The organism is Bradyrhizobium sp. UNPA324 (assembly GCF_006658635.1).
GTDB lineage: Bacteria > Pseudomonadota > Alphaproteobacteria > Rhizobiales > Xanthobacteraceae > Bradyrhizobium > Bradyrhizobium nanningense.
This window is the reverse complement of record NZ_LFJD01000004.1, coordinates 5,512,095-5,532,284: the sequence shown is the minus strand read 5'-3', so window position 1 is coordinate 5,532,284 and position 20,190 is coordinate 5,512,095. Positions and strand designations below refer to the sequence as shown.

Sequence of the window (20,190 nt, the reverse complement as noted above, 5' to 3'; positions counted from 1 at the left end):
AGCCCCGTTACATCTTCGGCGCAGAAACCCTTATTTAGACCAGTGAGCTGTTACGCTTTCTTTAAAGGATGGCTGCTTCTAAGCCAACCTCCTGGTTGTTTTGGGATTTCCACATCCTTTCCCACTTAGCCACGAATTAGGGGCCTTAGCTGTAGGTCCGGGTTGTTTCCCTCTCCACGACGGACGTTAGCACCCGCCGTGTGACTCCCGGATAGTACTCTCAGGTATTCGGAGTTTGGTTGGGTTTGGTAAGACGGTAAGTCCCCCTAGCCCATCCAGTGCTCTACCCCCTGAGGTATTCATCCGAGGCGATACCTAAATATCTTTCGCGGAGAACCAGCTATTTCCCAGTTTGATTGGCCTTTCACCCCTAACCACAAGTCATCGGAGCCTTTTTCAACAGGCACCCGTTCGGTCCTCCAGTGAGTGTTACCTCACCTTCAACCTGCTCATGGCTAGATCACTAGGTTTCGGGTCTAATACAACGAACTTGGCGCCCTATTCAGACTCGCTTTCGCTACGCCTTCGCCTATCGGCTTAAGCTTGCTCGTTAAATTAAGTCGCTGGCCCATAATACAAAAGGTACGATGTCACCCAGAACGTATCTTGGGCTCCATCTGTTTGTAGGTGTCCGGTTTCAGGTCTATTTCACTCCCCTCGTCGGGGTGCTTTTCACCTTTCCCTCACGGTACTGGTTCACTATCGGTCGCTGAGGAGTACTTAGGCTTGGAGGGTGGTCCCCCCGTGTTCAGACAGGATTGCACGTGTCCCGCCTTACTCGTGGATACATCATCGCATTACTCGTACGGGGCTATCACCCTCTGAGGCCCAGCTTTCCTGACTGGTTCCGATTGTCTTTGATGTATCACTGGCCTGGTCCGCGTTCGCTCGCCACTACTAACGGAGTCTCTGTTGATGTCCTTTCCTCCAGGTACTTAGATGTTTCAGTTCCCTGGGTTTGCTTGAAACCTCCTATGTATTCAGAAGTCTCATACCTTCTCTTGATAACCGGAAATCCAAAACCTCTTCGATCGAAATCTAAAGGTCTGGCGTCTTCCATTATCTGGTCGAACTCCACACCACAGTCTTTCGACCGAGGTCTTGGAGTTCCGGCTATCGAAGGTGGGTTTCCCCATTCGGAAATCCGCGGATCAAAGCTTCTTCGCAGCTCCCCACGGCTTATCGCAGCGTAGCACGTCCTTCATCGCCTCTCAGCGCCAAGGCATCCACCGAACACCCTTAAGGCACTTGATTGCTCTCATTATCAATGTCCACACACTCGGCAGAATGTTGTCCGTACGATTGCCAAGAAACCGAAGTCTCTAAGGCGCGCACCCTCGATGAATGCTACGTACAGCCGGACATTGACTAGAAAGACCAGCTTGCTTCGTAAGATCGTTCCGATAGCGAGGCGGTCAAGCTTCGCTAAAAGGATCATTTACAACTCGCTTGTCTTTCAAGTTTGACCTTGAAGGACGCACGAGCGCCGAAATGATCCGGAGATAATGAAGTCTCGCGTGGCAATTGCTTGCCGCGCGATCCAACTCGGATCGATCTCCTCTTTACGATGTCAGAAATCACGCAGCTTACTGTCTATCCAGACTAGTAAGTGCGAAGTGATGTTCGCGGACGACGGTACAGGATCTCGGTGATCAAACCATCTGGTGGAGCCAGACGGGATCGAACCGACGACCTCATGCTTGCAAAGCACGCGCTCTCCCAGCTGAGCTATGGCCCCGTAACCAGAAGACGAATGCTCGTTTGATTAGCCCGCCTTCGCCAAGGCTACGGCGCGGCAGCCTTCGTTACGAAGGGCTTGCCTAGCCGAAGCAGCGAAGCGCGAAGGCTGGTGGGCCTGGGAAGACTTGAACTTCCGACCTCACGCTTATCAAGCGCGCGCTCTAACCAACTGAGCTACAAGCCCCTAACGCTTATCCTGTTAAGGACCAGGGATTCTGCATGCTTGCAGCCCCAGCGCGTGTTCGTCCGCGAAGAAAGAGAAACGAAGACGGCGAAATCCCGCCAATGCAGCTCAACGATCTGGCGATCTGTTGGCCACTGATGTTTCTAAAACGGTTCGATAGAAGCAAGCTTCTGAAGAACCATCCTTAGAAAGGAGGTGATCCAGCCGCAGGTTCCCCTACGGCTACCTTGTTACGACTTCACCCCAGTCGCTGACCCTACCGTGGCCGGCTGCCTCCCTTGCGGGTTAGCGCACCGTCTTCAGGTAAAACCAACTCCCATGGTGTGACGGGCGGTGTGTACAAGGCCCGGGAACGTATTCACCGTGGCGTGCTGATCCACGATTACTAGCGATTCCAACTTCATGGGCTCGAGTTGCAGAGCCCAATCCGAACTGAGACGGCTTTTTGAGATTTGCGAAGGGTCGCCCCTTAGCATCCCATTGTCACCGCCATTGTAGCACGTGTGTAGCCCAGCCCGTAAGGGCCATGAGGACTTGACGTCATCCCCACCTTCCTCGCGGCTTATCACCGGCAGTCTCCTTAGAGTGCTCAACTAAATGGTAGCAACTAAGGACGGGGGTTGCGCTCGTTGCGGGACTTAACCCAACATCTCACGACACGAGCTGACGACAGCCATGCAGCACCTGTGTTCCAGGCTCCGAAGAGAGGGTCACATCTCTGCGACCGGTCCTGGACATGTCAAGGGCTGGTAAGGTTCTGCGCGTTGCGTCGAATTAAACCACATGCTCCACCGCTTGTGCGGGCCCCCGTCAATTCCTTTGAGTTTTAATCTTGCGACCGTACTCCCCAGGCGGAATGCTTAAAGCGTTAGCTGCGCCACTAGTGAGTAAACCCACTAACGGCTGGCATTCATCGTTTACGGCGTGGACTACCAGGGTATCTAATCCTGTTTGCTCCCCACGCTTTCGTGCCTCAGCGTCAGTATCGGGCCAGTGAGCCGCCTTCGCCACTGGTGTTCTTGCGAATATCTACGAATTTCACCTCTACACTCGCAGTTCCACTCACCTCTCCCGAACTCAAGATCTTCAGTATCAAAGGCAGTTCTGGAGTTGAGCTCCAGGATTTCACCCCTGACTTAAAGACCCGCCTACGCACCCTTTACGCCCAGTGATTCCGAGCAACGCTAGCCCCCTTCGTATTACCGCGGCTGCTGGCACGAAGTTAGCCGGGGCTTATTCTTGCGGTACCGTCATTATCTTCCCGCACAAAAGAGCTTTACAACCCTAGGGCCTTCATCACTCACGCGGCATGGCTGGATCAGGGTTGCCCCCATTGTCCAATATTCCCCACTGCTGCCTCCCGTAGGAGTTTGGGCCGTGTCTCAGTCCCAATGTGGCTGATCATCCTCTCAGACCAGCTACTGATCGTCGCCTTGGTAGGCCATTACCCTACCAACTAGCTAATCAGACGCGGGCCGATCTTTCGGCGATAAATCTTTCCCCGTAAGGGCTTATCCGGTATTAGCACAAGTTTCCCTGTGTTGTTCCGAACCAAAAGGTACGTTCCCACGCGTTACTCACCCGTCTGCCGCTGACGTATTGCTACGCCCGCTCGACTTGCATGTGTTAAGCCTGCCGCCAGCGTTCGCTCTGAGCCAGGATCAAACTCTCAAGTTGGACTTGAACTTTGAACCGGCTGATCACAACGTTTGACGAGGTCCCACCATTTTTCCATCGACCGAAGTCGATGAGCTGCCTGCGATTCACATCGCTGGCAACGATGGTGTTTCCTTTAAAACGTGTACCGCCGAAGTCTTTCGTCCGGTCTCGATCAGAAAAGCCGAAGCCTTTCAGAAGCGAGACCCGCAAGGACTCCGCCGTCCACGTTTCTCTTTCTTCATCTTCACTTGTCAAACAGCCCGAGACCGTGGAGGCCTCAACCTTCCTGAGAGGAAGGGTTCCGACACCCTTACCGACGATGGATGAACTCCAACCGACTTGTGTCGGCTGTTGTGTCACTCAACAAGGTGAGGAGCATCAGTGGCGCGTTCGCTCGCCTTGGTCAGTGACCCGGCGGCGCCGCGCTCAGTGGTTGGGGTTATAGGCCCCACCTTCCGGGCTGTCAACGCCAATCGTCAACAAATCGTCGCACAGTGGATCGTCGAAAATAATCGCACGTTTCCAGACAGTTAGACGGGCCGCAGTGAGCCGGGCCGCAGTGAGCCGAAGAAAAAACTGAAAAAAAGTTTGGCCTCCACGGGGCCTCGGAGGGGCTCCGAGGGCGGCTTGCCACGCCCCCTCCGGGCGGGCTCCGGCGCCCGGCCGTTCAGGAAACTTTTTCCATGACAGGCGCCGTACTTGAGCCACAATCCCGCGGCGTTCTGATAAGAGACAAGCTTGAATCGCGGGATGCCAGTGGGGGCTGCCGGCGGTTTTCATGGGGTCAGAGGAAGGCGATCTTGCAGATGACGCGGCCTTCCCCGGACATTCGAGAGACATCGAGAGAGCTTTACCCGTCCAGCTGTTCGTAATTTCGGCCGGCCCCATCCGAGGGGCCTCCTGAGCGCGAACGCCTGTGCGGCTTGCCTTTTTCCGGCGATCCCCCTTCAAGAGGGCGGCCAGGGAGACGGTTCGAAGCAGGCTTCTTGGGTCGTTGATTGGGGGACTTGAGTGAACCACAGGACGTCACGCGGCGCTTACGGGCGTGAGACCGGGATCATCGATCTCGGCCACGAGCCGCCGCTGTCCGTCGACGGTTCTGAAGCCGCCGTGATCGACCGCCGCCGCGTCTCGGTGCAATGGTTCAGCGGGACAATTCTGACCGGACTCTGCGGCGCAGCCCTGATCGGCGGCGCCGTTTTCGCATCTCTCGACGGCGAGATGACTTTCGCCAAGGTGCCGGAGCGGGTCGAGGGCGCGCTGCGCGGCGCCTTCGGCGCCGCCGATCGCGCCGCCACGCTGCACAAGAGCGACCGCCTGCCGCCGCCGAGCGAATCCACGGCGTCCCGCAACATCGTGCGCGTCTCCACGGTCGCCCGCGTCGGCAATCGCGACGTGATGCGGGTGCGCCCCTTCGTCCGCATCGCCGGCAATCTGTCGATGACGACGAGCGATCTGTCGGCGAAAATTCCGCCGTTCAACGCCCAGCGCCTGCTCACCGATGTCGGCTCCGATCCGAAGACGGCAGCTGAAGACCCGAACAATCCGGAAGCCGTCGAGCCCGACGCGGAAGTCTCCTTCGTCACCAAGGACCTGTCGCCGGTGCTGCCGAAGGCGAAGATTTCCGCAGTGGTGGCGCTCGACGACATCCTGATGCGGGTGCGCGACGCCGCCAATTGGCGTGGCAATGGCGGGGTGCGCTACGCCTCGCTCGCCAATGCCGCCGCCGACATCTCAGGCGCGACCGGCCCCTCCGACATCAGGACCGCCTACGCCGCCGAGGCCTCGCCGTCCGATCCCTATGCCGGCTTCGAGACGCGCGTGGTGCCTGAAAACGTCACGCTGCTGCCCAAGACCAAGGAGCAGATCACCGGCGGCAATCCCACCGGCGAACGTGTCCATCTGGTCAAGAAGGGCGACAGCGTCGCCGGCGTGCTGCGCGATCTCGGCGCGAGCGCCGACGAGATCAAGGCGATCACCGCGACGCTCGGGCCCCGCGGCCGCGACGGCGGCCTCAAGGAGGGCGAGAAGCTCCGCATTCTGATGGCGCCCGCAAGTCCCGGCGCCCGCCTCCAGCCCTACCGCGTCGTGGTCGCCAACGAGACCATGGTCGAGGCGATCGCGGCGCTGTCCGATCTCGGCAAATACGTCGCGGTCGACGTCTCCAGCATGAACACCGTCGCCGACGCTACGGCCAACCCCAACAGCGACGACGATGACGACGATGACGGCACCGGCGTGCGGCTGTACCAGAGCATCTACGAGACCGCGATGCGCAACAAGGTGCCGATGCCGGTCATCGAGGACATGATCAAGATCTACTCCTACGACGTCGATTTTCAGCGCAAGGTGCAGCCGGGCGATTCCTTCGACGTGTTCTACGCCGGCGAAGACGAGGGCGTGACGTCGAGCGAAAAGAACGACGTGCTGTTCGCCTCCCTCACCGTCGGCGGCGAGACCAAGAAATACTACCGCTACCAGAGCCCCGACGACGGCGTCGTCGACTACTACGACGAGACCGGCAAGAGCGCGAAGAAGTTCCTGGTCAGAAAGCCGGTCAACAACGCCATCATGCGCTCCGGCTTCGGCGGCCGCCGCCACCCGATCCTCGGCTATGTGAAGATGCACACCGGCGTCGACTGGGCCACCGCCTACGGCACGCCGATCTTTGCCTCCGGCAACGGCGTGATCGAGAAGGCCGGCCCCGAAGGCGGCTACGGCAAGTACATCCGCATCAAGCATTCCAACGGCTACGAGACCGCCTACGGTCACATGTCGGCCTTCGCCAAGGGCATGGAGGCGGGCAAGAAGGTGCGTCAGGGTCAGGTGATCGGCTTCGTCGGCTCGACCGGCCAGTCGACCGGACCCCACGTCCACTACGAGATCCTGGTCAACGGCCGCTTCGTCGATCCGATGCGCGTGAAGCTGCCGCGCGGCCGTTCGCTCGAGGGTCCGATGCTCGCAAGCTTCGAGAAGGAGCGCGACCGGCTCGAGGGCATGATGAGCGGCCGCGGCGGCGCCATCGCCCGCATGTCGGACGCGACAGGTGGGCCGCTGCAGGTCACCAACCGCTAGCCGCAACCGGCCGACATCGGCCGGACATCTCCAAACACGACCCGAATTCGAGGTTGATCGCGCGAGCCCGCTTCGCGGCGTCACAACGTCAAGTTTCGTTTGCCAAAGCGGCGTGAGGAGCGAATACTTTCCAAAAAATGGGAGGTCTCGCCATGAGGAACAGGCTCGCCTGCGCAGCCCTGGTCGCTGCGCTTTTCGCCGCCACGAGCGCATCGGCCGACAATTGGGAGGTCACGAAGCTCGTTTCCGGCTCGGCATTCCATGGCGTGCACGGGCTCGGCATCGACAAGGCCGGCCATCTGTTCGCCGGCAGCGTCGCCGGCGCGGCGCTCTACGAGGTCGACATCTCAGGCGGTACCGCCAAGGTTGCAATCCCTTCCCCCGTGGGCATGGCCGACGACATCGCGTTCGCGCCTGATGGCACCATGGCCTGGACCGGATTTTTGACCGGCGATCTCTATTCGCGCAAGGGCGACGGCCCGATCAAGAAGCTCGCGAGCGGCCTTCCCGGCATCAACTCGCTCGCCTTCCGCAAGGACGGCAGGCTCTATGCCACCACCGTCTTCCTCGGCGACACGCTCTACGAGATCGACGTCGAGGGCACCAAGCCGCCGCGCCAGATCATGGAGAAGATGGGCGGCCTCAACGGCTTCGAGTTCGGTCCCGACGACAAGCTCTACGGTCCGCTCTGGTTCAAGGGCCAGGTCGCAAAGGTCGACGTCGACAAGGCCGAACTGACCGTCGTCGCCGACGGCTTCAAGGTCCCGGCCGCGGTGAACTTCGATTCCAAGGGCAATCTCTTTGTGGTCGACACCGCGCTGGGCCAGCTCGTCCGGGTCGATCCCAAGACGGGCAGCAAGACCATGGTGGCGCAACTGAAGCCGTCGCTGGACAATCTCGCGATCGACGACAAGGACCGCATCTACGTCTCCAACATGGCCGACAACGGCATTCAGGAGGTCAATCCGGCGACCGGCCAGGCCAAGCAAATCATCATCGGCAAGCTCGCTTTGCCCGGCGGCATCGGCGTCACCTCGGAGAATGGCAAGGATACCATCCACGTCGCCGACGTGTTCGCCTATCGCACGGTGGACGGCGCGACCGGCGAGGTCACCGAGAAGGCGCGCATGCACGCCGCCGGCACCACGCTCGAATATCCCATGAGCGCGACGGCGAATGGCAACGACGTGGTGCTGTCGAGCTGGTTCACCGGCACGGTGCAGGTGATCGACGGCAAGACCGGCGCCACGCGCGACATGCTGCACGGTTTCAAGGCGCCGCATGATGCGATCGTGCTCGCCGACGGCAGCATCCTCGTCGCGGAGCTCGGCACCAAATCGCTGGTGCGCGTGAGCGGCGAGCACGGCAAGGATCGCACCACGCTGATTGGCGACCTCGAGGGCCCGGTCGGGCTGGTCCGCGGCAAGACCGACGAGGTCTACGTCACCGAGGCCTTTGCCGGCACGGTGTCACGGATCGACAGCAATGGCGAAAAGACCGTGCTCGCCAAGGAGCTGAAAATGCCGGAAGGCATCGCACGCGGCAGCGACGGTCAACTGATCGTGGCGGAAGTCGGCGCCAAGCGGCTGATCGCGATCGCGCCGGAGAGCGGCACGGTCACCGAGATTGCGGCCAATCTCCCGATCGGCTTGCCGAGTACGCCTGGCGGATTGCCGACGAATATTCCGACCGGTGTGGCGGTTGGAGCGACGGGGGCGATCTACTTCAGCTCGGATGTCGAGAATGCGATCTACAAGGTCGTGAAGAAGTAGGAATGTCGTGCACGGACCTGGCCCGGGAACCGGCACGCCGGTCCCCGGTTAGAACGCTGACTGAAGCCAGCAGGAGGATCGCCCATGACGCGCCTCTCACGCGACGATGTCATCAAGGCTGTGAACCGGGCCGACGACGTCACCATTGCCCAGATCATCGGGACCGGCGCGACCGTCGAGGAGCTCACTGAGGCCCAGGCTTGGATCGCCAATGATGAGCCAATGATCAACGATCTGCGCCCGCTGGCGCAGGGCCGGGTGCGTGAGCTCGTGGACATCCTTTCTCAGCTCGATGAAGACGACGACGAGCCAGGCGATCCTGGCTCCGCGTCGCGTTCGGTTAGTTAGCGAGCCAGCCGACAAAACAATACGCCCCGGAGAGATTGACCTCTCCGGGGCGGTTTGTCGTTTCAGGCGGCAAGCGCCGACCCTTCAATTCAGCTTCCGTTTCGCCACCGGCGCCTCGAACTGGGTGATCTCGGCGGTCTGCGGCGCCTTGCCGTTGAAGGTCAGGACGTTGCCTTCGGACGAGATGGCAACGTTATCGCCGTCCCTGACATCGCCGGCCAGGATCATCTCTGCGAGCGGGTCCTGGAGGTGGCGCTGGATCACCCGCTTCAGCGGACGTGCGCCGTAGGCGGGGTCCCAGCCCTTGGCGGCGAGCCAATCGCGGCCGGCGGCGTCGAGCGTCAGCACGATCTTGCGATCGGTCAGCAGCTTCTGCAGCCGCGCGAACTGGATCTCGACGATCCGGCCCATCTCGCTCTTCTGCAAGCGGTGGAACAGGATGATCTCGTCGACGCGGTTGAGGAATTCGGGGCGGAAATGCCCGCGCACCATTCCCATCACCTGGTCGCGCACGGCCGAGGTGTCCTCGCCCTCCGGCTGGTTCACCAAATACTCCGAACCGAGGTTCGAGGTCATGATGATCAGCGTGTTGCGGAAGTCGACGGTACGGCCCTGGCCGTCGGTCAGGCGGCCGTCGTCCAGCACCTGCAACAGGACGTTGAAGACGTCAGGGTGCGCCTTCTCGATCTCGTCGAACAGCACCACCTGGTAGGGCCGGCGCCGCACCGCTTCGGTGAGCGCACCGCCCTCGTCATAGCCGACATAGCCCGGAGGCGCGCCGATCAGCCGCGAGACCGAGTGCTTCTCCATGTATTCGGACATGTCGAGGCGGACCATCGCGGTCTCGTCGTTGAACAAGTACTCCGCCAAGGCCTTGGTCAGCTCGGTCTTGCCGACGCCGGTCGGCCCCAGGAACATGAACGAGCCGGTGGGGCGGTTCGGGTCCTGCAGGCCCGCGCGCGAGCGGCGCACGGCGGTTGCGACCGCACGGACGGCCTCGGCCTGGCCGACGACGCGCTGGCCCAGCTGCTCCTCCATCTTGAGCAGCTTTTCCTTCTCGCCTTCCAGCATCTTGTCGACGGGCACGCCGGTCCAGCGCGAGACCACCTGCGCGATGTGGTTGGTGGTGACCGCCTCCTCCACCATCTCGCCGGAGTTCTCCTTGGCCTCGATATCGGCCAGCTGCTTCTCGAGCTGCGGGATCCGGCCATAGGCGAGCTCGCCGGCCTTCTGGAATTCGCCGCGCCGCTGCGCGTTGGCGAGTTCGACCCGCAAGCCGTCGAGCTCGGCCTTCAGCTTCTGGGCGTCGGAGAGCTTGTTCTTCTCCGCGCTCCAGCGCGCCGTCAGGCCCGCCGACTTCTCCTCGAGCTCGGCGAGGTCCTTCTCCAGCGTCTGGAGCCTGGACTTGGAGCCGGGATCGGTTTCCTTCTTCAGCGCTTCCTGCTCGATCTTGAGCCGGATGATCTCGCGGTCGAGCGAATCCAGCTCTTCCGGCTTGGAATCGACCTGCATCTTCAGCCGCGCTGCGGCCTCGTCCATCAGGTCAATCGCTTTGTCCGGCAGGAAGCGGTCGGTGATGTAGCGGTTGGACAGGGTCGTCGCCGCCACCAGCGCGGAATCGGTGATCCGCACGCCGTGGTGCTGCTCGTACTTGTCCTTCAGACCGCGCAGGATCGAGATGGTGTCCTCGACCGAGGGCTCGCTGACGAAGATCGGCTGGAAACGCCGCGCCAGCGCGGCGTCCTTCTCGACGTGCTTCTGATACTCGTCGAGCGTGGTCGCGCCGATGCAATGCAGCTCGCCGCGGGCAAGCGCCGGCTTGAGCAGGTTGGAGGCGTCCATCGCGCCGTCGCCCTTGCCGGCGCCGATCAGCGTGTGCATCTCGTCGATGAACAGGATGAAGGTGCCCTCGCTCCCGGTCACCTCCTGGAGCACGGCCTTCAGCCGCTCCTCGAACTCACCGCGATACTTCGCGCCGGCAATCAGCGCGCCGAGATCGAGCGACAGCAGCTTCTTGTCCTTCAGGCTCTCCGGCACGTCGCCATTGACGATGCGCAACGCGAGGCCTTCGGCGATGGCGGTCTTGCCGACGCCGGGCTCGCCGATCAGAACGGGGTTGTTCTTGGTCCGGCGCGACAGCACCTGGATGGTACGGCGGATCTCCTCGTCGCGGCCGATGACCGGATCGAGCTTGCCGTCGCGCGCCGCCTGGGTCAGGTCGCGGGCATATTTCTTCAGCGCATCATAGGCGTTCTCGGCGGTCGCGGAGTCCGCGGTGCGGCCCTTGCGCAGCGCCTCGATCGCCGCGTTGAGGTTTTGCGGGGTGACGCCGCCCTTGTTCAGGATGGTACCGGCCTCGCTGGTCTTCTCCAGCGTGAGCCCCAGCAAAAGCCGCTCGACGGTGACGAAGCTGTCGCCGGCCTTCTCGCCGGCCTTCTCAGCCGCGTCGAAGGTGCGGGCGAGCTCGGGCGCCAGATAGATCTGCCCGGCGCCGCCACCCGAGACCTTCGGCACCTTGTTCAGGGCGTCCTCGGTCGCCTTGAGAATTGCGCGGGAATTGCCGCCGGCGCGGTCGATCAGGCCGGAAGCCAGTCCCTCATTGTCGTCCAGCAGGACCTTCAGCATGTGCAGGGTGGAAAACTGCTGGTGCCCCTCGCGCATCGCGAGCGACTGCGCGGACTGGATGAAGCCCCTGGAGCGTTCGGTATATTTCTCGATATTCATCTTTTCTGTCCCTCGGCCTGCCCTTGGGGCCCTTTCAGGCACCCCAATACGGCATCTTCATTGGGTTTCCGCTGGCCGCATTGAGGATTCTCAAGCGGGAACGGTGGGTTTTTGCCGGCTTGGCGCCGGCCTGAGGCAGATGTGGGAAGCGGTCCGGGAGATCGAAAGAGGCGAATTCACAATTTCGTGCGCCCCTGGGCTGCTTGGCGCGGACCCGCCGAATCCCCTAAGTAGCGGCATGACCCCCACTGCAAAGTCAGCCAGCCAGCCCGCCGAGATCGCCGGCCTCTACCGTTACCCGATCAAGGGCCTGACGCCGGAGCCCCTGCGCCGCGCCCCCTTGCGAGCAGGCCAGACCCTGCCCGCCGACCGCCGCTACGCCATCGAGAACGGCCCAAGCGGCTTCGATCCCGAGCAGCCCGAGTGGAAGCCGAAAATCCAGTTCCTGATGCTCGCACGCAATGAGCGGTTGGCCGAGCTCGACAGCCGCTTCGACGACGCCACCAATGTCTTGACCATCCGCAAGGGCGGCCAGACCGTCGCCAGCGGGGACCTGGAGACCGCGTCCGGGCGCGCCGCTATCGAGCGCTACTTCGCGGAGAACTTTCAGCCGGAGCTCAAGGGGCCGCCGAAGCTGCTGTCCGGCCGCGACCACAGCTTCTCCGACGTCGCCCGCAAGGTGGTTTCGATCATCAATCTCGGCAGCGTCCGCGCCATCGAGACCATGCTCGGCGGCACCGCCGTGCATCCGCTGCGCTTCCGCGCCAATCTCTACGTGAAGGGCTGGCCGGCCTGGTCGGAGCTCGATCTCGTCGGCCAGACGCTTGCGATCGGACAGGCGCGGCTGAAGGTGGTCAAGCGCATCGTCCGCTGCCCCGCCACCAATGTGGACCCGGTGACGGCCAAACGCGATCTCGAAATCCCGCCGATGCTCTCGCGCCATCTCGGCCACATGGATTGCGGCATCTATGCCGAGGTGATCGAAGGCGGCGAGATTGGCATCGGTGATGCAATCGCGGTGGAAGAGCCGAAGCTGGTGTGACGGGACACTGGCCCCGCGCACTCCGTCATTACGAGCGCAGCGAAGCAATCCAGAGATCTATCCGCTGAGGCAGTCTGGATTGCTTCGTCGCTTCGCTCCTCGCAATGACGAGGCCTCAGCTCAATTCGGCATCACATACGCATAAATCCGGCCGCGCGAGATCGGCGCCTCGCGGACGCGGTTGCCGTTGTTGCCGGAGATCATGATCGGATTGCCCTGCGCGTCGATGCCGGTGATGATGCCGACATGGCCACCCCGGCCGCCGCGTGACATCACCGCGATGGCACCGACCTGCGGACCTGAGACGCGCGTGCCGTAACGCGCAAACGAGCTCGCCATATCTGATCCCGTGCCCTGATGGCCGGTGTGCTGCAAAACCATGTTCATGAACCGCGCGCACCACAGGCTGCCGCGCCCGGTCGGATTGCCGCCGATGTAGCGGCGCGCCTCGGAGACGAGGCCCGATCCACCGCCAAAGCCACCGCTGCTCGTGGCGTCACTCGCGATGCTGCCGTTCGCGCTCATGGCCGCTCGACGGCTACCGCTCGTGACCATTCGACCGCCGCCGCTGATGATCGTTCCGCCATTGCCGCCCGTGGCCACGCCGGGGCTATTGGTGTTCGGATCATAGCTGGCAAAGGTGTTGCCGAAGCCGCTCGCCTGCAATTGCGCGGCGCTGCGCTCGAAGCGCGAGCTGCGTGCATGGTGGCGGTCATGATGATGTCTGGCGTGGTGCACGTAGGCGTGCCGCTCTGCGCTATGACGATGATGCGGCCGCGCTGAGGCCGGAGAAACGAATGCGGCAAATGCCGCGGAGAAGAACGCCAGCGCAATAACACAACGCGACAGGCGAGACGCAAACAACTCAAACATTCTTCATCCTTCGTTGACACCCCACTTCCCATCGGCCCGTGCAAGAGCCGACATCCGCCTGGCCGTTAAGCCGCCGGATGTGGCGAGAAAAAGACGCGGGTGGCCTGCGAATAGCTGCGATGATTTTGCGCCGGACCTGGTCCAATGCTGCCGCATTGCGGACAACAGCATTAACTGCGATCCTGCAAAGGCGGCTTGAACAGAGGGAAACGGTTAATGCCCCACGCCACGACCAGGGACGACGTCCGCATCTATTTCGAGGAGGCGGGTCAGGGAACGCCGATCATTTTTCTGCACGAGTTCGCGGCCGACTACACCAATTGGGAGCCGCAGATGCGTTACTTCTCGCGCGGCCATCGCTGCATCACCTATTCAGCGCGCGGCTACACGCCGTCGGACGTGCCCGAGGGCGAGGTCTACAGCTACACGCATTTCTACAGCGACGCGCTCGCGGTGCTCGATCATCTCAAAATCGAGCGCGCGCATCTCGTTGGCCTGTCGATGGGCGCCTACTCGTCTCTGCAGATCGGATTGAACGCGCCGCAGCGCGCGTTGTCGATGACGCTGGCTGGCGTCGGCTCGGGTTCGGAGCTCGAGAACCTGGAGGCATGGCGCAAGCAGTGCCGCGCCAATGCCGAGCAATTCGAGACGCTGGGCTCGGCGGAAGTGGCAAAAGTCACGCGCGAGGCGCCGAGCCGGATTCCCTTCCTGGTGAAGGATCCGCGCGGGCACGCCGATTTCTACGCCGCTCTGGCGCGGCACGACGCTCAGGGTTCGGCGCGCACGATGCGCGGCTTCCAGGGCGGCCGCCCCTCGATCTATACGATGACGGAGGCGATCCGAGCCGTCGCGACGCCGGCGCTGATCATCTGCGGCGACGAGGACGATCCGTGCATCGGGCCGAGCCTGTTCTTGAAGAAGCACCTGCCGGCCGCAGGGCTCGCGATGTTTCCGAAGTCCGGCCACGTGCTCAATCTCGAAGAGCCGGCGCTGTTCAACGAGAGCGTAGAGCGGTTCATCACGCTGGTGGAAGCCGGCCGCTGGCCGGTGCGGGATCCGCGGTCGCTGGCGCAATAGCGCGAAGGCGCCGCCACATACTCCGTCATCGCGAGCGCAGCGAAGCAATCCAGAGTCTTTCCACGGAGACGGTCTGGATTGCTTCGTCGCAAGGGCTCCTCGCAATGACGAGAAACTATTTCCCCCCGCCGCGGCTCAGCAGAAACACCGCCTGCTCGCCGAACATATTCCACACCCACCAGGGCAGATTCAGCGGCACCGGGCGGCCGTAGAGATCGAGCGCCACCGAGCGCTCCATCTTGACGTTGATCTCGTCGCAGAGCTGCACGAAATCCTTGATGGTGCAGAAATGGATGTTGGCGGTGTCGTACCAGGTCGCCGGCAGATTCTCGGTACGCGGCATGTGGCCGCCGATCAGGAGCTGGAGCCGCATCTTCCAGAAGCCGAAATTCGGGAACGAGACGATGGCGCGGCGGCCGATGCGCAGCAGATTTTCCAGCACCACCCGCGGCTGCCGCGTTGCCTGCAGCGTCTGCGACAGGATGACGTAGTCGAAGGCGTCGTCGGGATAATTGACGAGGTCGGTGTCGGCATCGCCCTGCACCACCGCAAGACCCTTGGCGACGCAGCGGTTGACCCCCTCGCGCGACAGCTCGATGCCGCGGCCGTCGATGCCGCGCGTCTCCAAGAGCTGAAGCAGGTCGCCCTCGCCGCAGCCGACGTCGAGCACTTTCGAGCCCGGCTTGACCATCTCGGCGACCAGGAGATGATCGGCGCGAAACTGACCAGACTGCCCCGCCGCAAGGCCGCCCAACGGCAGCACTTCCTGTACAGACATCGCTAGCCGTCCTTCTTGCCGCTGAGCCCGCGCGCCTTGCCTGCCGATTGCAGGAAGGCGCGGGAGATGTCGAAGAATTCGGGAACGTCGAGCAGGAAGGCGTCGTGACCGCGATCGGTCTCGATCTCGGCGAACGACACCCGCGCGCTCGACGCATTCAGCGCATGCACCAGCGCGCGCGATTCCGAGGTCGGAAACAGCCAGTCGCTGGTGAAGGAGACGACGCAGAACCGGGTCGCAATTCCCGCGAACGCCTTTGCGAGCACCCCGCCATGGTCGGCGGCGATGTCGAAATAGTCCATCGCGCGCGTCAGATAGAGATAGGAATTGGCATCGAAGCGCTCGACGAAGGAGGAGCCCTGGTAGCGCAGATAGGACTCGACCTGGAAGTCGGCGTCGAACGAGAAGGTCGGCAGCTCGCGGTCCTGCATGCGCCGGCCGAACTTGCGATGCAGCGCCGCGTCCGAGAGATAGGTGATGTGCGCCGCCATCCGCGCCACCGCGAGCCCGCGATGCGGATGGATGCCGTGATCGGCATAGCCGCCGCCGTGCCAATCGGGATCGGCCATCACGGCTTGGCGGCCGAGCTCGTGGAAGGCGATGTTCTGCGCCGAGTGCCGCGTCGCGCAGGCGATCGCCAGCGCGGAGAACACGCGGGAAGGATAGGCCGCGGTCCATTGCAACACCTGCATGCCGCCCATCGAGCCGCCCACGACCGCGAACAGCGTGTCGATGCCGAGCCGGTCGATCAGCATCGCCTGCGCACGCACCATGTCCGGAATGGTGATGACGGGGAAATCGAGCCCCCAGACCTTGCCGGTGGCGGGATTGATCGACGCCGGCCCGGTCGAGCCCATGCAGCCGCCGATCACGTTGGAGCAGATGATGAAGTAGTGCTTGGGGTCGATCGGGCGGCCGGGGCCGACCAGGGTTTCCCACCAGCCGGGCTTGCCCGTGACGGGATGGACATTGGCGACGTGCTGATCGCCGGTCAGCGCATGGCAGATCAGCACCGCGTTGGAGCGACCGGCGTTGAGCTCGCCATAGGTCTGGTAGGCGATCTGGAACGGTGAGAGATCGACGCCGCAATCGAGCCGCAGCGGCTGCTCGGTGCCGAAATGTGCTACTTGCGAGCTCGGATGATCCACCTCATGCGACCGCTCGTCGGCGCTGATCGCAGGACTCGGTATCGACTTGACGCCACCCATCTGACCATCGACCTCGTTTGCGATCAAACGCTTGACCGCCACTTGCATCAGGCCATGAAAAACCCGGCCTGAACGATAGGTTCGGCCGGGATCGGAAGCGTCCCCGGCCTGTTTAGCGAGTTTTTTAACGTGGCTGCAAGCCGGCCGGCTCAAATGACCACGGAACGGGCAAAAGCTACCGTCTTGGGCGGTTTTCGTCAAGTCGCGGGGCCGGATCGACCTAATTCGCCGCTGTCGCGCGAGACGAAAAGGACGTCATTTCTCTTTGCTTTCGCCGCCCCGACTGCCTAATCAGGACATCCCCATCGGAACGATCAACAGCCAGCCATGTCCCAACGTCCGCCCGCGCCACCATCGCTGCAGGAACTGCGCAAGGAGATCGACGCGATCGACGAGGGCATGCATCGCCTCCTGATGCAGCGCGGCGACATCATCGACCGGCTGATCCAGGTCAAGCAGACCCAGGAGGTCGGCTCGGCGTTCCGCCCTGCGCGCGAGGCTTCGATGATGCGCGAGCTCGTGCAGCGTCATCGCGGCATCCTGCCGCTCGACACGGTCGAGAGCATCTGGCGCGTCATCATCTCGACCTTCACCTATGTGCAGGCGCCGTTCTCCGTGCACGCCGACGTCTCGGCCAGCGAGCCGGCGATGCGCGATTCCGTGCGCTTCAATTTCGGTTTCACGGTGCCTTACGTCGCCTATTTCAGCGCGCAGGCCGCGGTCGAGGCGGTGGCGAAATCCAAGGGCGACCTGGCGCTGGTCTCGGCGACCTCGAGCCGCACGCCATGGTGGCTGGAGCTGGAAGCGAACGGGGCCCCGAAGATCATCGCACGGATGCCCTTCATCGAGCGTGCCGACCATCCGGCCGCATTGCCGGTGTTCGCGATCTCGCGGGTCCCCGACAGCGCCCTGGTGACCGAGGTCGAGACCTTCAGCGTGCGCGTGTCGGGGTGGAACGCCGAGGTCGCGCGCGCTTTGTCACCGCTCGCCGAGATCGTGGCGGTGCCCGACACCGCCTTTGACGGCGCGGCACTGCTGGTCTCGGTCACGAGCGCGACCAGCATCGACAAAATCAGGGCTGCCCTGATCGAGGCGGGGGCCTCGGTGCGCTCCGTGGCCCTCGTCGGCAGCCACGCAACGCGCTATACGGTGCCCCCGACCGGGGCGAAATCGTAAACCGCGCGCCACGCCCCGCCATTTTCGGAGTTCAAGATGTCCCGCCCCGTGCCGAATCCCGGCATTCTCGATATTGCGCCCTACACGCCCGGCAAGAGCCCGGTGGCGGAGCCTGGCCGCAAGGTGTTCAAGCTCTCGGCCAATGAGACGCCGTTCGGGCCCTCGCCCAAGGCGATCGAAGCGTTCAAGCGCGTGGCGGATCATCTTGAGGACTATCCGGAAGGGACCTCGCGCGTGCTGCGCGAGGCGATCGGCCGCTCGTTCGGGCTCGATCCCAACCGCATCATCTGCGGCGCCGGCTCGGACGAGATCCTCAATCTGCTCGCCCATACCTATCTCAGCCATGGCGACGAGGCGATCTCCACCACGCACGGCTTCCTGGTCTACCCGATCGCGACCATGGCGGTCGGCGCCAAGAACGTCATCGCGCAGGAGAAGGACCTCACCTGCGACGTCGATGCCATTCTCAAGGCGGTGACGCCGAAGACGAAGCTGGTCTGGCTCGCCAACCCCAACAATCCGACCGGCACTTATGTCCCGTTCGACGAGGTCAAGCGGCTGCGCGCCGGCCTGCCCTCGCACGTGCTCCTGGTGCTGGATGCCGCCTATTGCGATTACGTCTCGCGTAACGACTACGAGATGGGGATCGAGCTCGTCGCCACCACCGAGAATACGGTGGTGACCCACACCTTCTCCAAGATCCACGGCCTCGCCGCGCTGCGCATCGGCTGGATGTTCGGTCCCGAGCACATCATCGACGCCGTCAACCGCATCCGCGGCCCGTTCAACGTGTCGACGCCGGCGATGTATGCCGCGGTCGCCGCGATCGAGGACACCGCGCACCAGGCGATGTCGAAGCAGTTCACCGAGACCTGGCGCAACTGGCTCACCGAGGAAATCGGCAAGCTCGGATTGAAGGTGACGCCGAGCGTCGCCAATTTCGTGCTGATCCACTTCCCGACCGACAAGGGCAAGACCGCTGACGACGCCGACGCCTTCCTCACCAAGCGCGGCCTCGTGCTGCGCGGCTTGAAGAACTACGGCCTGCCGCATTCGCTGCGCATGACCATCGGCACCGAGGAGGCCAACCGCCTCGTGGTCGACGGCCTGCGCGACTTCATGGCCGGCAAATGAGCAGCGCACCGCACTTCCGGCGCGTCGCGCTGATCGGCTTCGGCCTGATCGGCGGCTCGATCGCGCGCGCTGCCAAGCTCCAGGGCTTGGCCGGCGAGATCGTCACCACCGCGCGCTCGGAGAAGACTCGCGCGCGGGTGCTCGAGCTCGGCATCGTCGACAAGGTCGTGGCGACCAATGTGGAAGCGGTGAAGGATGCCGATCTCGTCATCCTCTGCATTCCCGTCGGCGCCTGCGGGCAGGTGGCGCAGGAGATTGCCGCGCATCTGAAGCCCGGCGCCATTATCTCCGACGTCGGCTCGGTGAAGGGCGCCATCGTCAGGGACATGGCACCGCATCTGCCGAAGACCGTTCATTTCGTGCCGGCGCATCCCGTCGCGGGCACCGAGCATTCGGGACCGGATTCCGGTTTCGCCGAGCTCTTCCTCAATCGCTGGTGCATCCTCACCCCGCCCGAAGGCGTCGATGCGGCTGCGACCGATCGCCTGCGCGCATTCTGGGCGGCGATGGGCGCCAAGGTCGAGGTCATGACGCCGGATCACCACGACCTCGTGCTCGCCATCACAAGTCATCTGCCGCATCTGATCGCCTACACCATCGTCGGCACCGCCGACGAGCTGGCGCAGGTGACGGAGTCCGAGGTGATCAAGTTCTCCGCCGGCGGCTTTCGCGATTTCACCCGCATCGCGGCCTCCGACCCGACGATGTGGCGCGACGTCTTCCTCGCCAACAAGGAGGCGGTGCTGGAGATGCTCGGCACCTTCACCGAGGATCTCGCCAAGCTCACGCGCGCAATCCGCCGCGGCGACGGCGAGGCGCTGTTCGACCACTTCACCCGCACCCGCGCCATTCGCCGCGGCATCGTCGAGATCGGCCAGGATTCGGCGGCCGCGGATTTCGGCCGCCAACATGGCCAGCTCGGCAAGAAGCCGTAGCTACGTGCCAGCCGTGAATATCCGGCCGACGAGACCTGCGACGATCTGCATGCACACGCCGAGCGCCCACGAGAAGCCGAGGACAAGGTTCCAGCCCCCGTCCGCGGCCTCGTCGAACACGAACGAGTAGAGCGCGAGCAGGCCGGCTCCGGCCGCAAAGAACGTTCCCGCAGCGCTGACGAGATCGATCGCGGCAGACCGGTGCACCGGTCGCTCCCGTGGGGACGGCCAGCGCGGCAGGTCAATCCCGAGATAGGCGCCGGCCACACCGAGCGCGATCAGCATGGCCGCGAATTCGACCGTGTCGAACCACGCGAGCTCGACACGCATCAAGAGCGCAGCGACGAAGGTCGCGCCAACCGCGCCCGTCATGGCAAGGCCAAGCCGGGCAACGATCTGCGCGAGCCGAAGGATCAGAAGGCCGTCAGACAATCGTCACCCTCGCTTCGCCGTATTCGCTTCATG

13 protein-coding genes, 2 tRNA genes, 2 rRNA genes and 1 riboswitch (1 of these 18 cut by a window edge) are annotated in these 20,190 nt (G+C 63.1%); of the genes, 8 read left to right on the top strand and 9 right to left on the bottom strand.

Features of this window, described 5'->3' with window-relative positions:
* The 4 genes from UNPA324_RS26570 to UNPA324_RS26555 all read right to left on the bottom strand — a co-directional run.
* A 23S ribosomal RNA gene (locus tag UNPA324_RS26570) occupies positions 1–1,254 on the bottom strand; it reaches 1,619 nt to the left of the window's first position.
* A gap of 408 nt (positions 1,255–1,662) precedes the next feature.
* A tRNA-Ala gene (locus UNPA324_RS26565) sits at positions 1,663–1,738 on the bottom strand.
* A gap of 109 nt (positions 1,739–1,847) precedes the next feature.
* Positions 1,848–1,924, bottom strand: a tRNA-Ile gene (locus UNPA324_RS26560).
* A gap of 188 nt (positions 1,925–2,112) precedes the next feature.
* A 16S ribosomal RNA gene (locus tag UNPA324_RS26555) occupies positions 2,113–3,601 on the bottom strand.
* The 16S and 23S rRNA genes sit together here with 2 tRNA genes alongside, the layout of an rRNA operon.
* Before the next feature lie 993 nt (positions 3,602–4,594).
* On the opposite strand from UNPA324_RS26555, the gene UNPA324_RS26550 reads away from it, so the two are divergent.
* From UNPA324_RS26550 to UNPA324_RS26540, 3 genes are all read left to right on the top strand, one after another.
* Positions 4,595–6,658 (top strand): M23 family metallopeptidase, encoded by a 2,064-nt coding sequence (locus tag UNPA324_RS26550; RefSeq protein WP_128920447.1) that lies wholly within the window; start codon positions 4,595–4,597, stop codon positions 6,656–6,658.
* Positions 6,659–6,810: 152 nt separating this feature from the next.
* The gene (locus UNPA324_RS26545; RefSeq protein ID WP_141936713.1) at positions 6,811–8,430 is read left to right on the top strand and encodes an NHL repeat-containing protein; all 1,620 of its coding nucleotides are present in this window, start codon (positions 6,811–6,813) and stop codon (positions 8,428–8,430) included.
* An 84-nt stretch (positions 8,431–8,514) separates the two neighbouring features.
* The gene (locus UNPA324_RS26540) at positions 8,515–8,778 is read left to right on the top strand and encodes a hypothetical protein (RefSeq protein ID WP_141936712.1); all 264 of its coding nucleotides are present in this window, start codon (positions 8,515–8,517) and stop codon (positions 8,776–8,778) included.
* Positions 8,779–8,862: 84 nt separating this feature from the next.
* Here UNPA324_RS26540 and clpB read toward each other — a convergent pair whose 3' ends face one another.
* Positions 8,863–11,502 (bottom strand): ATP-dependent chaperone ClpB, encoded by a 2,640-nt coding sequence (gene clpB / locus UNPA324_RS26535; protein ID WP_128920444.1) that lies wholly within the window; start codon positions 11,500–11,502, stop codon positions 8,863–8,865.
* Positions 11,503–11,740: 238 nt separating this feature from the next.
* Here clpB and UNPA324_RS26530 point away from each other — a divergent pair, with 238 nt between their 5' ends.
* Positions 11,741–12,544, top strand: coding sequence for an MOSC domain-containing protein (locus tag UNPA324_RS26530; protein WP_141936710.1), 804 nt, complete (start codon positions 11,741–11,743; stop codon positions 12,542–12,544).
* Positions 12,545–12,664: 120 nt separating this feature from the next.
* Here the strand turns inward: UNPA324_RS26530 and UNPA324_RS26525 are convergent, their stop codons facing one another.
* Positions 12,665–13,417, bottom strand: a complete 753-nt coding sequence (locus UNPA324_RS26525; protein ID WP_141936707.1) for a TIGR02594 family protein — start codon at positions 13,415–13,417, stop codon at positions 12,665–12,667.
* Positions 13,418–13,633: 216 nt separating this feature from the next.
* Between UNPA324_RS26525 and UNPA324_RS26520 the strand changes: the two genes are divergently transcribed.
* Entirely contained in the window at positions 13,634–14,494 is an 861-nt protein-coding gene (locus UNPA324_RS26520; protein ID WP_128920441.1) for an alpha/beta fold hydrolase, read from the top strand.
* Between the two features lie 115 nt (positions 14,495–14,609).
* Here UNPA324_RS26520 and metW read toward each other — a convergent pair whose 3' ends face one another.
* Both metW and metX read right to left on the bottom strand, forming a co-directional pair.
* A complete protein-coding gene (metW, locus tag UNPA324_RS26515; protein ID WP_128920440.1) occupies positions 14,610–15,272 on the bottom strand; it encodes a methionine biosynthesis protein MetW in 663 nt (220 codons plus the stop codon).
* 2 nt (positions 15,273–15,274) lie between these two features.
* The gene (gene metX, locus UNPA324_RS26510) at positions 15,275–16,480 is read right to left on the bottom strand and encodes a homoserine O-acetyltransferase MetX (protein WP_128920486.1); all 1,206 of its coding nucleotides are present in this window, start codon (positions 16,478–16,480) and stop codon (positions 15,275–15,277) included.
* Between the two features lie 91 nt (positions 16,481–16,571).
* Positions 16,572–16,651, bottom strand: a riboswitch (SAM riboswitch).
* A 156-nt stretch (positions 16,652–16,807) separates the two neighbouring features.
* Between metX and UNPA324_RS26505 the strand changes: the two genes are divergently transcribed.
* Genes UNPA324_RS26505 through UNPA324_RS26495 form a run of 3 tightly spaced genes read left to right on the top strand, consistent with a single transcriptional unit; the run spans position 16,808 to position 19,725 of the window.
* A complete protein-coding gene (locus UNPA324_RS26505; RefSeq protein ID WP_141936705.1) occupies positions 16,808–17,656 on the top strand; it encodes a chorismate mutase in 849 nt (282 codons plus the stop codon).
* A 36-nt stretch (positions 17,657–17,692) separates the two neighbouring features.
* Positions 17,693–18,790 carry a histidinol-phosphate transaminase gene (gene hisC, locus UNPA324_RS26500; RefSeq protein WP_128920438.1) on the top strand — a complete coding sequence of 366 codons (1,098 nt, stop codon included), beginning with the start codon at positions 17,693–17,695 and terminating at the stop codon, positions 18,788–18,790.
* The gene (locus UNPA324_RS26495; protein WP_128920437.1) at positions 18,787–19,725 is read left to right on the top strand and encodes a prephenate/arogenate dehydrogenase family protein; all 939 of its coding nucleotides are present in this window, start codon (positions 18,787–18,789) and stop codon (positions 19,723–19,725) included. Before hisC ends, UNPA324_RS26495 begins: the two co-directional genes overlap by 4 nt.
* On the opposite strand, the gene UNPA324_RS26490 is transcribed toward UNPA324_RS26495, so the two are convergent.
* Positions 19,726–20,157: a hypothetical protein gene (locus UNPA324_RS26490; RefSeq protein ID WP_128920436.1), complete on the bottom strand. Its 432-nt coding sequence runs from the start codon at positions 20,155–20,157 to the stop codon at positions 19,726–19,728.
* Between the last annotated feature and the right edge of the window lie 33 nt (positions 20,158–20,190).

Excerpts from the sequence above, each read along its gene's own strand:
- UNPA324_RS26545 (WP_141936713.1), top strand. The coding sequence starts at position 6,811 with ATGAGGAACAGGCTCGCCTGCGCAGCCCTGGTCGCTGCGCTTTTCGCC.
- UNPA324_RS26540 (WP_141936712.1), top strand. The coding sequence starts at position 8,515 with ATGACGCGCCTCTCACGCGACGATGTCATCAAGGCTGTGAACCGGGCC.
- clpB (WP_128920444.1), bottom strand. The coding sequence starts at position 11,502 with ATGAATATCGAGAAATATACCGAACGCTCCAGGGGCTTCATCCAGTCC.
- UNPA324_RS26530 (WP_141936710.1), top strand. The coding sequence starts at position 11,741 with ATGACCCCCACTGCAAAGTCAGCCAGCCAGCCCGCCGAGATCGCCGGC.
- UNPA324_RS26525 (WP_141936707.1), bottom strand. The coding sequence starts at position 13,417 with ATGTTTGAGTTGTTTGCGTCTCGCCTGTCGCGTTGTGTTATTGCGCTG.
- UNPA324_RS26520 (WP_128920441.1), top strand. The coding sequence starts at position 13,634 with ATGCCCCACGCCACGACCAGGGACGACGTCCGCATCTATTTCGAGGAG.
- metW (WP_128920440.1), bottom strand. The coding sequence starts at position 15,272 with ATGTCTGTACAGGAAGTGCTGCCGTTGGGCGGCCTTGCGGCGGGGCAG.
- metX (WP_128920486.1), bottom strand. The coding sequence starts at position 16,480 with ATGGGTGGCGTCAAGTCGATACCGAGTCCTGCGATCAGCGCCGACGAG.
- UNPA324_RS26505 (WP_141936705.1), top strand. The coding sequence starts at position 16,808 with ATGTCCCAACGTCCGCCCGCGCCACCATCGCTGCAGGAACTGCGCAAG.
- hisC (WP_128920438.1), top strand. The coding sequence starts at position 17,693 with ATGTCCCGCCCCGTGCCGAATCCCGGCATTCTCGATATTGCGCCCTAC.
- UNPA324_RS26495 (WP_128920437.1), top strand. The coding sequence starts at position 18,787 with ATGAGCAGCGCACCGCACTTCCGGCGCGTCGCGCTGATCGGCTTCGGC.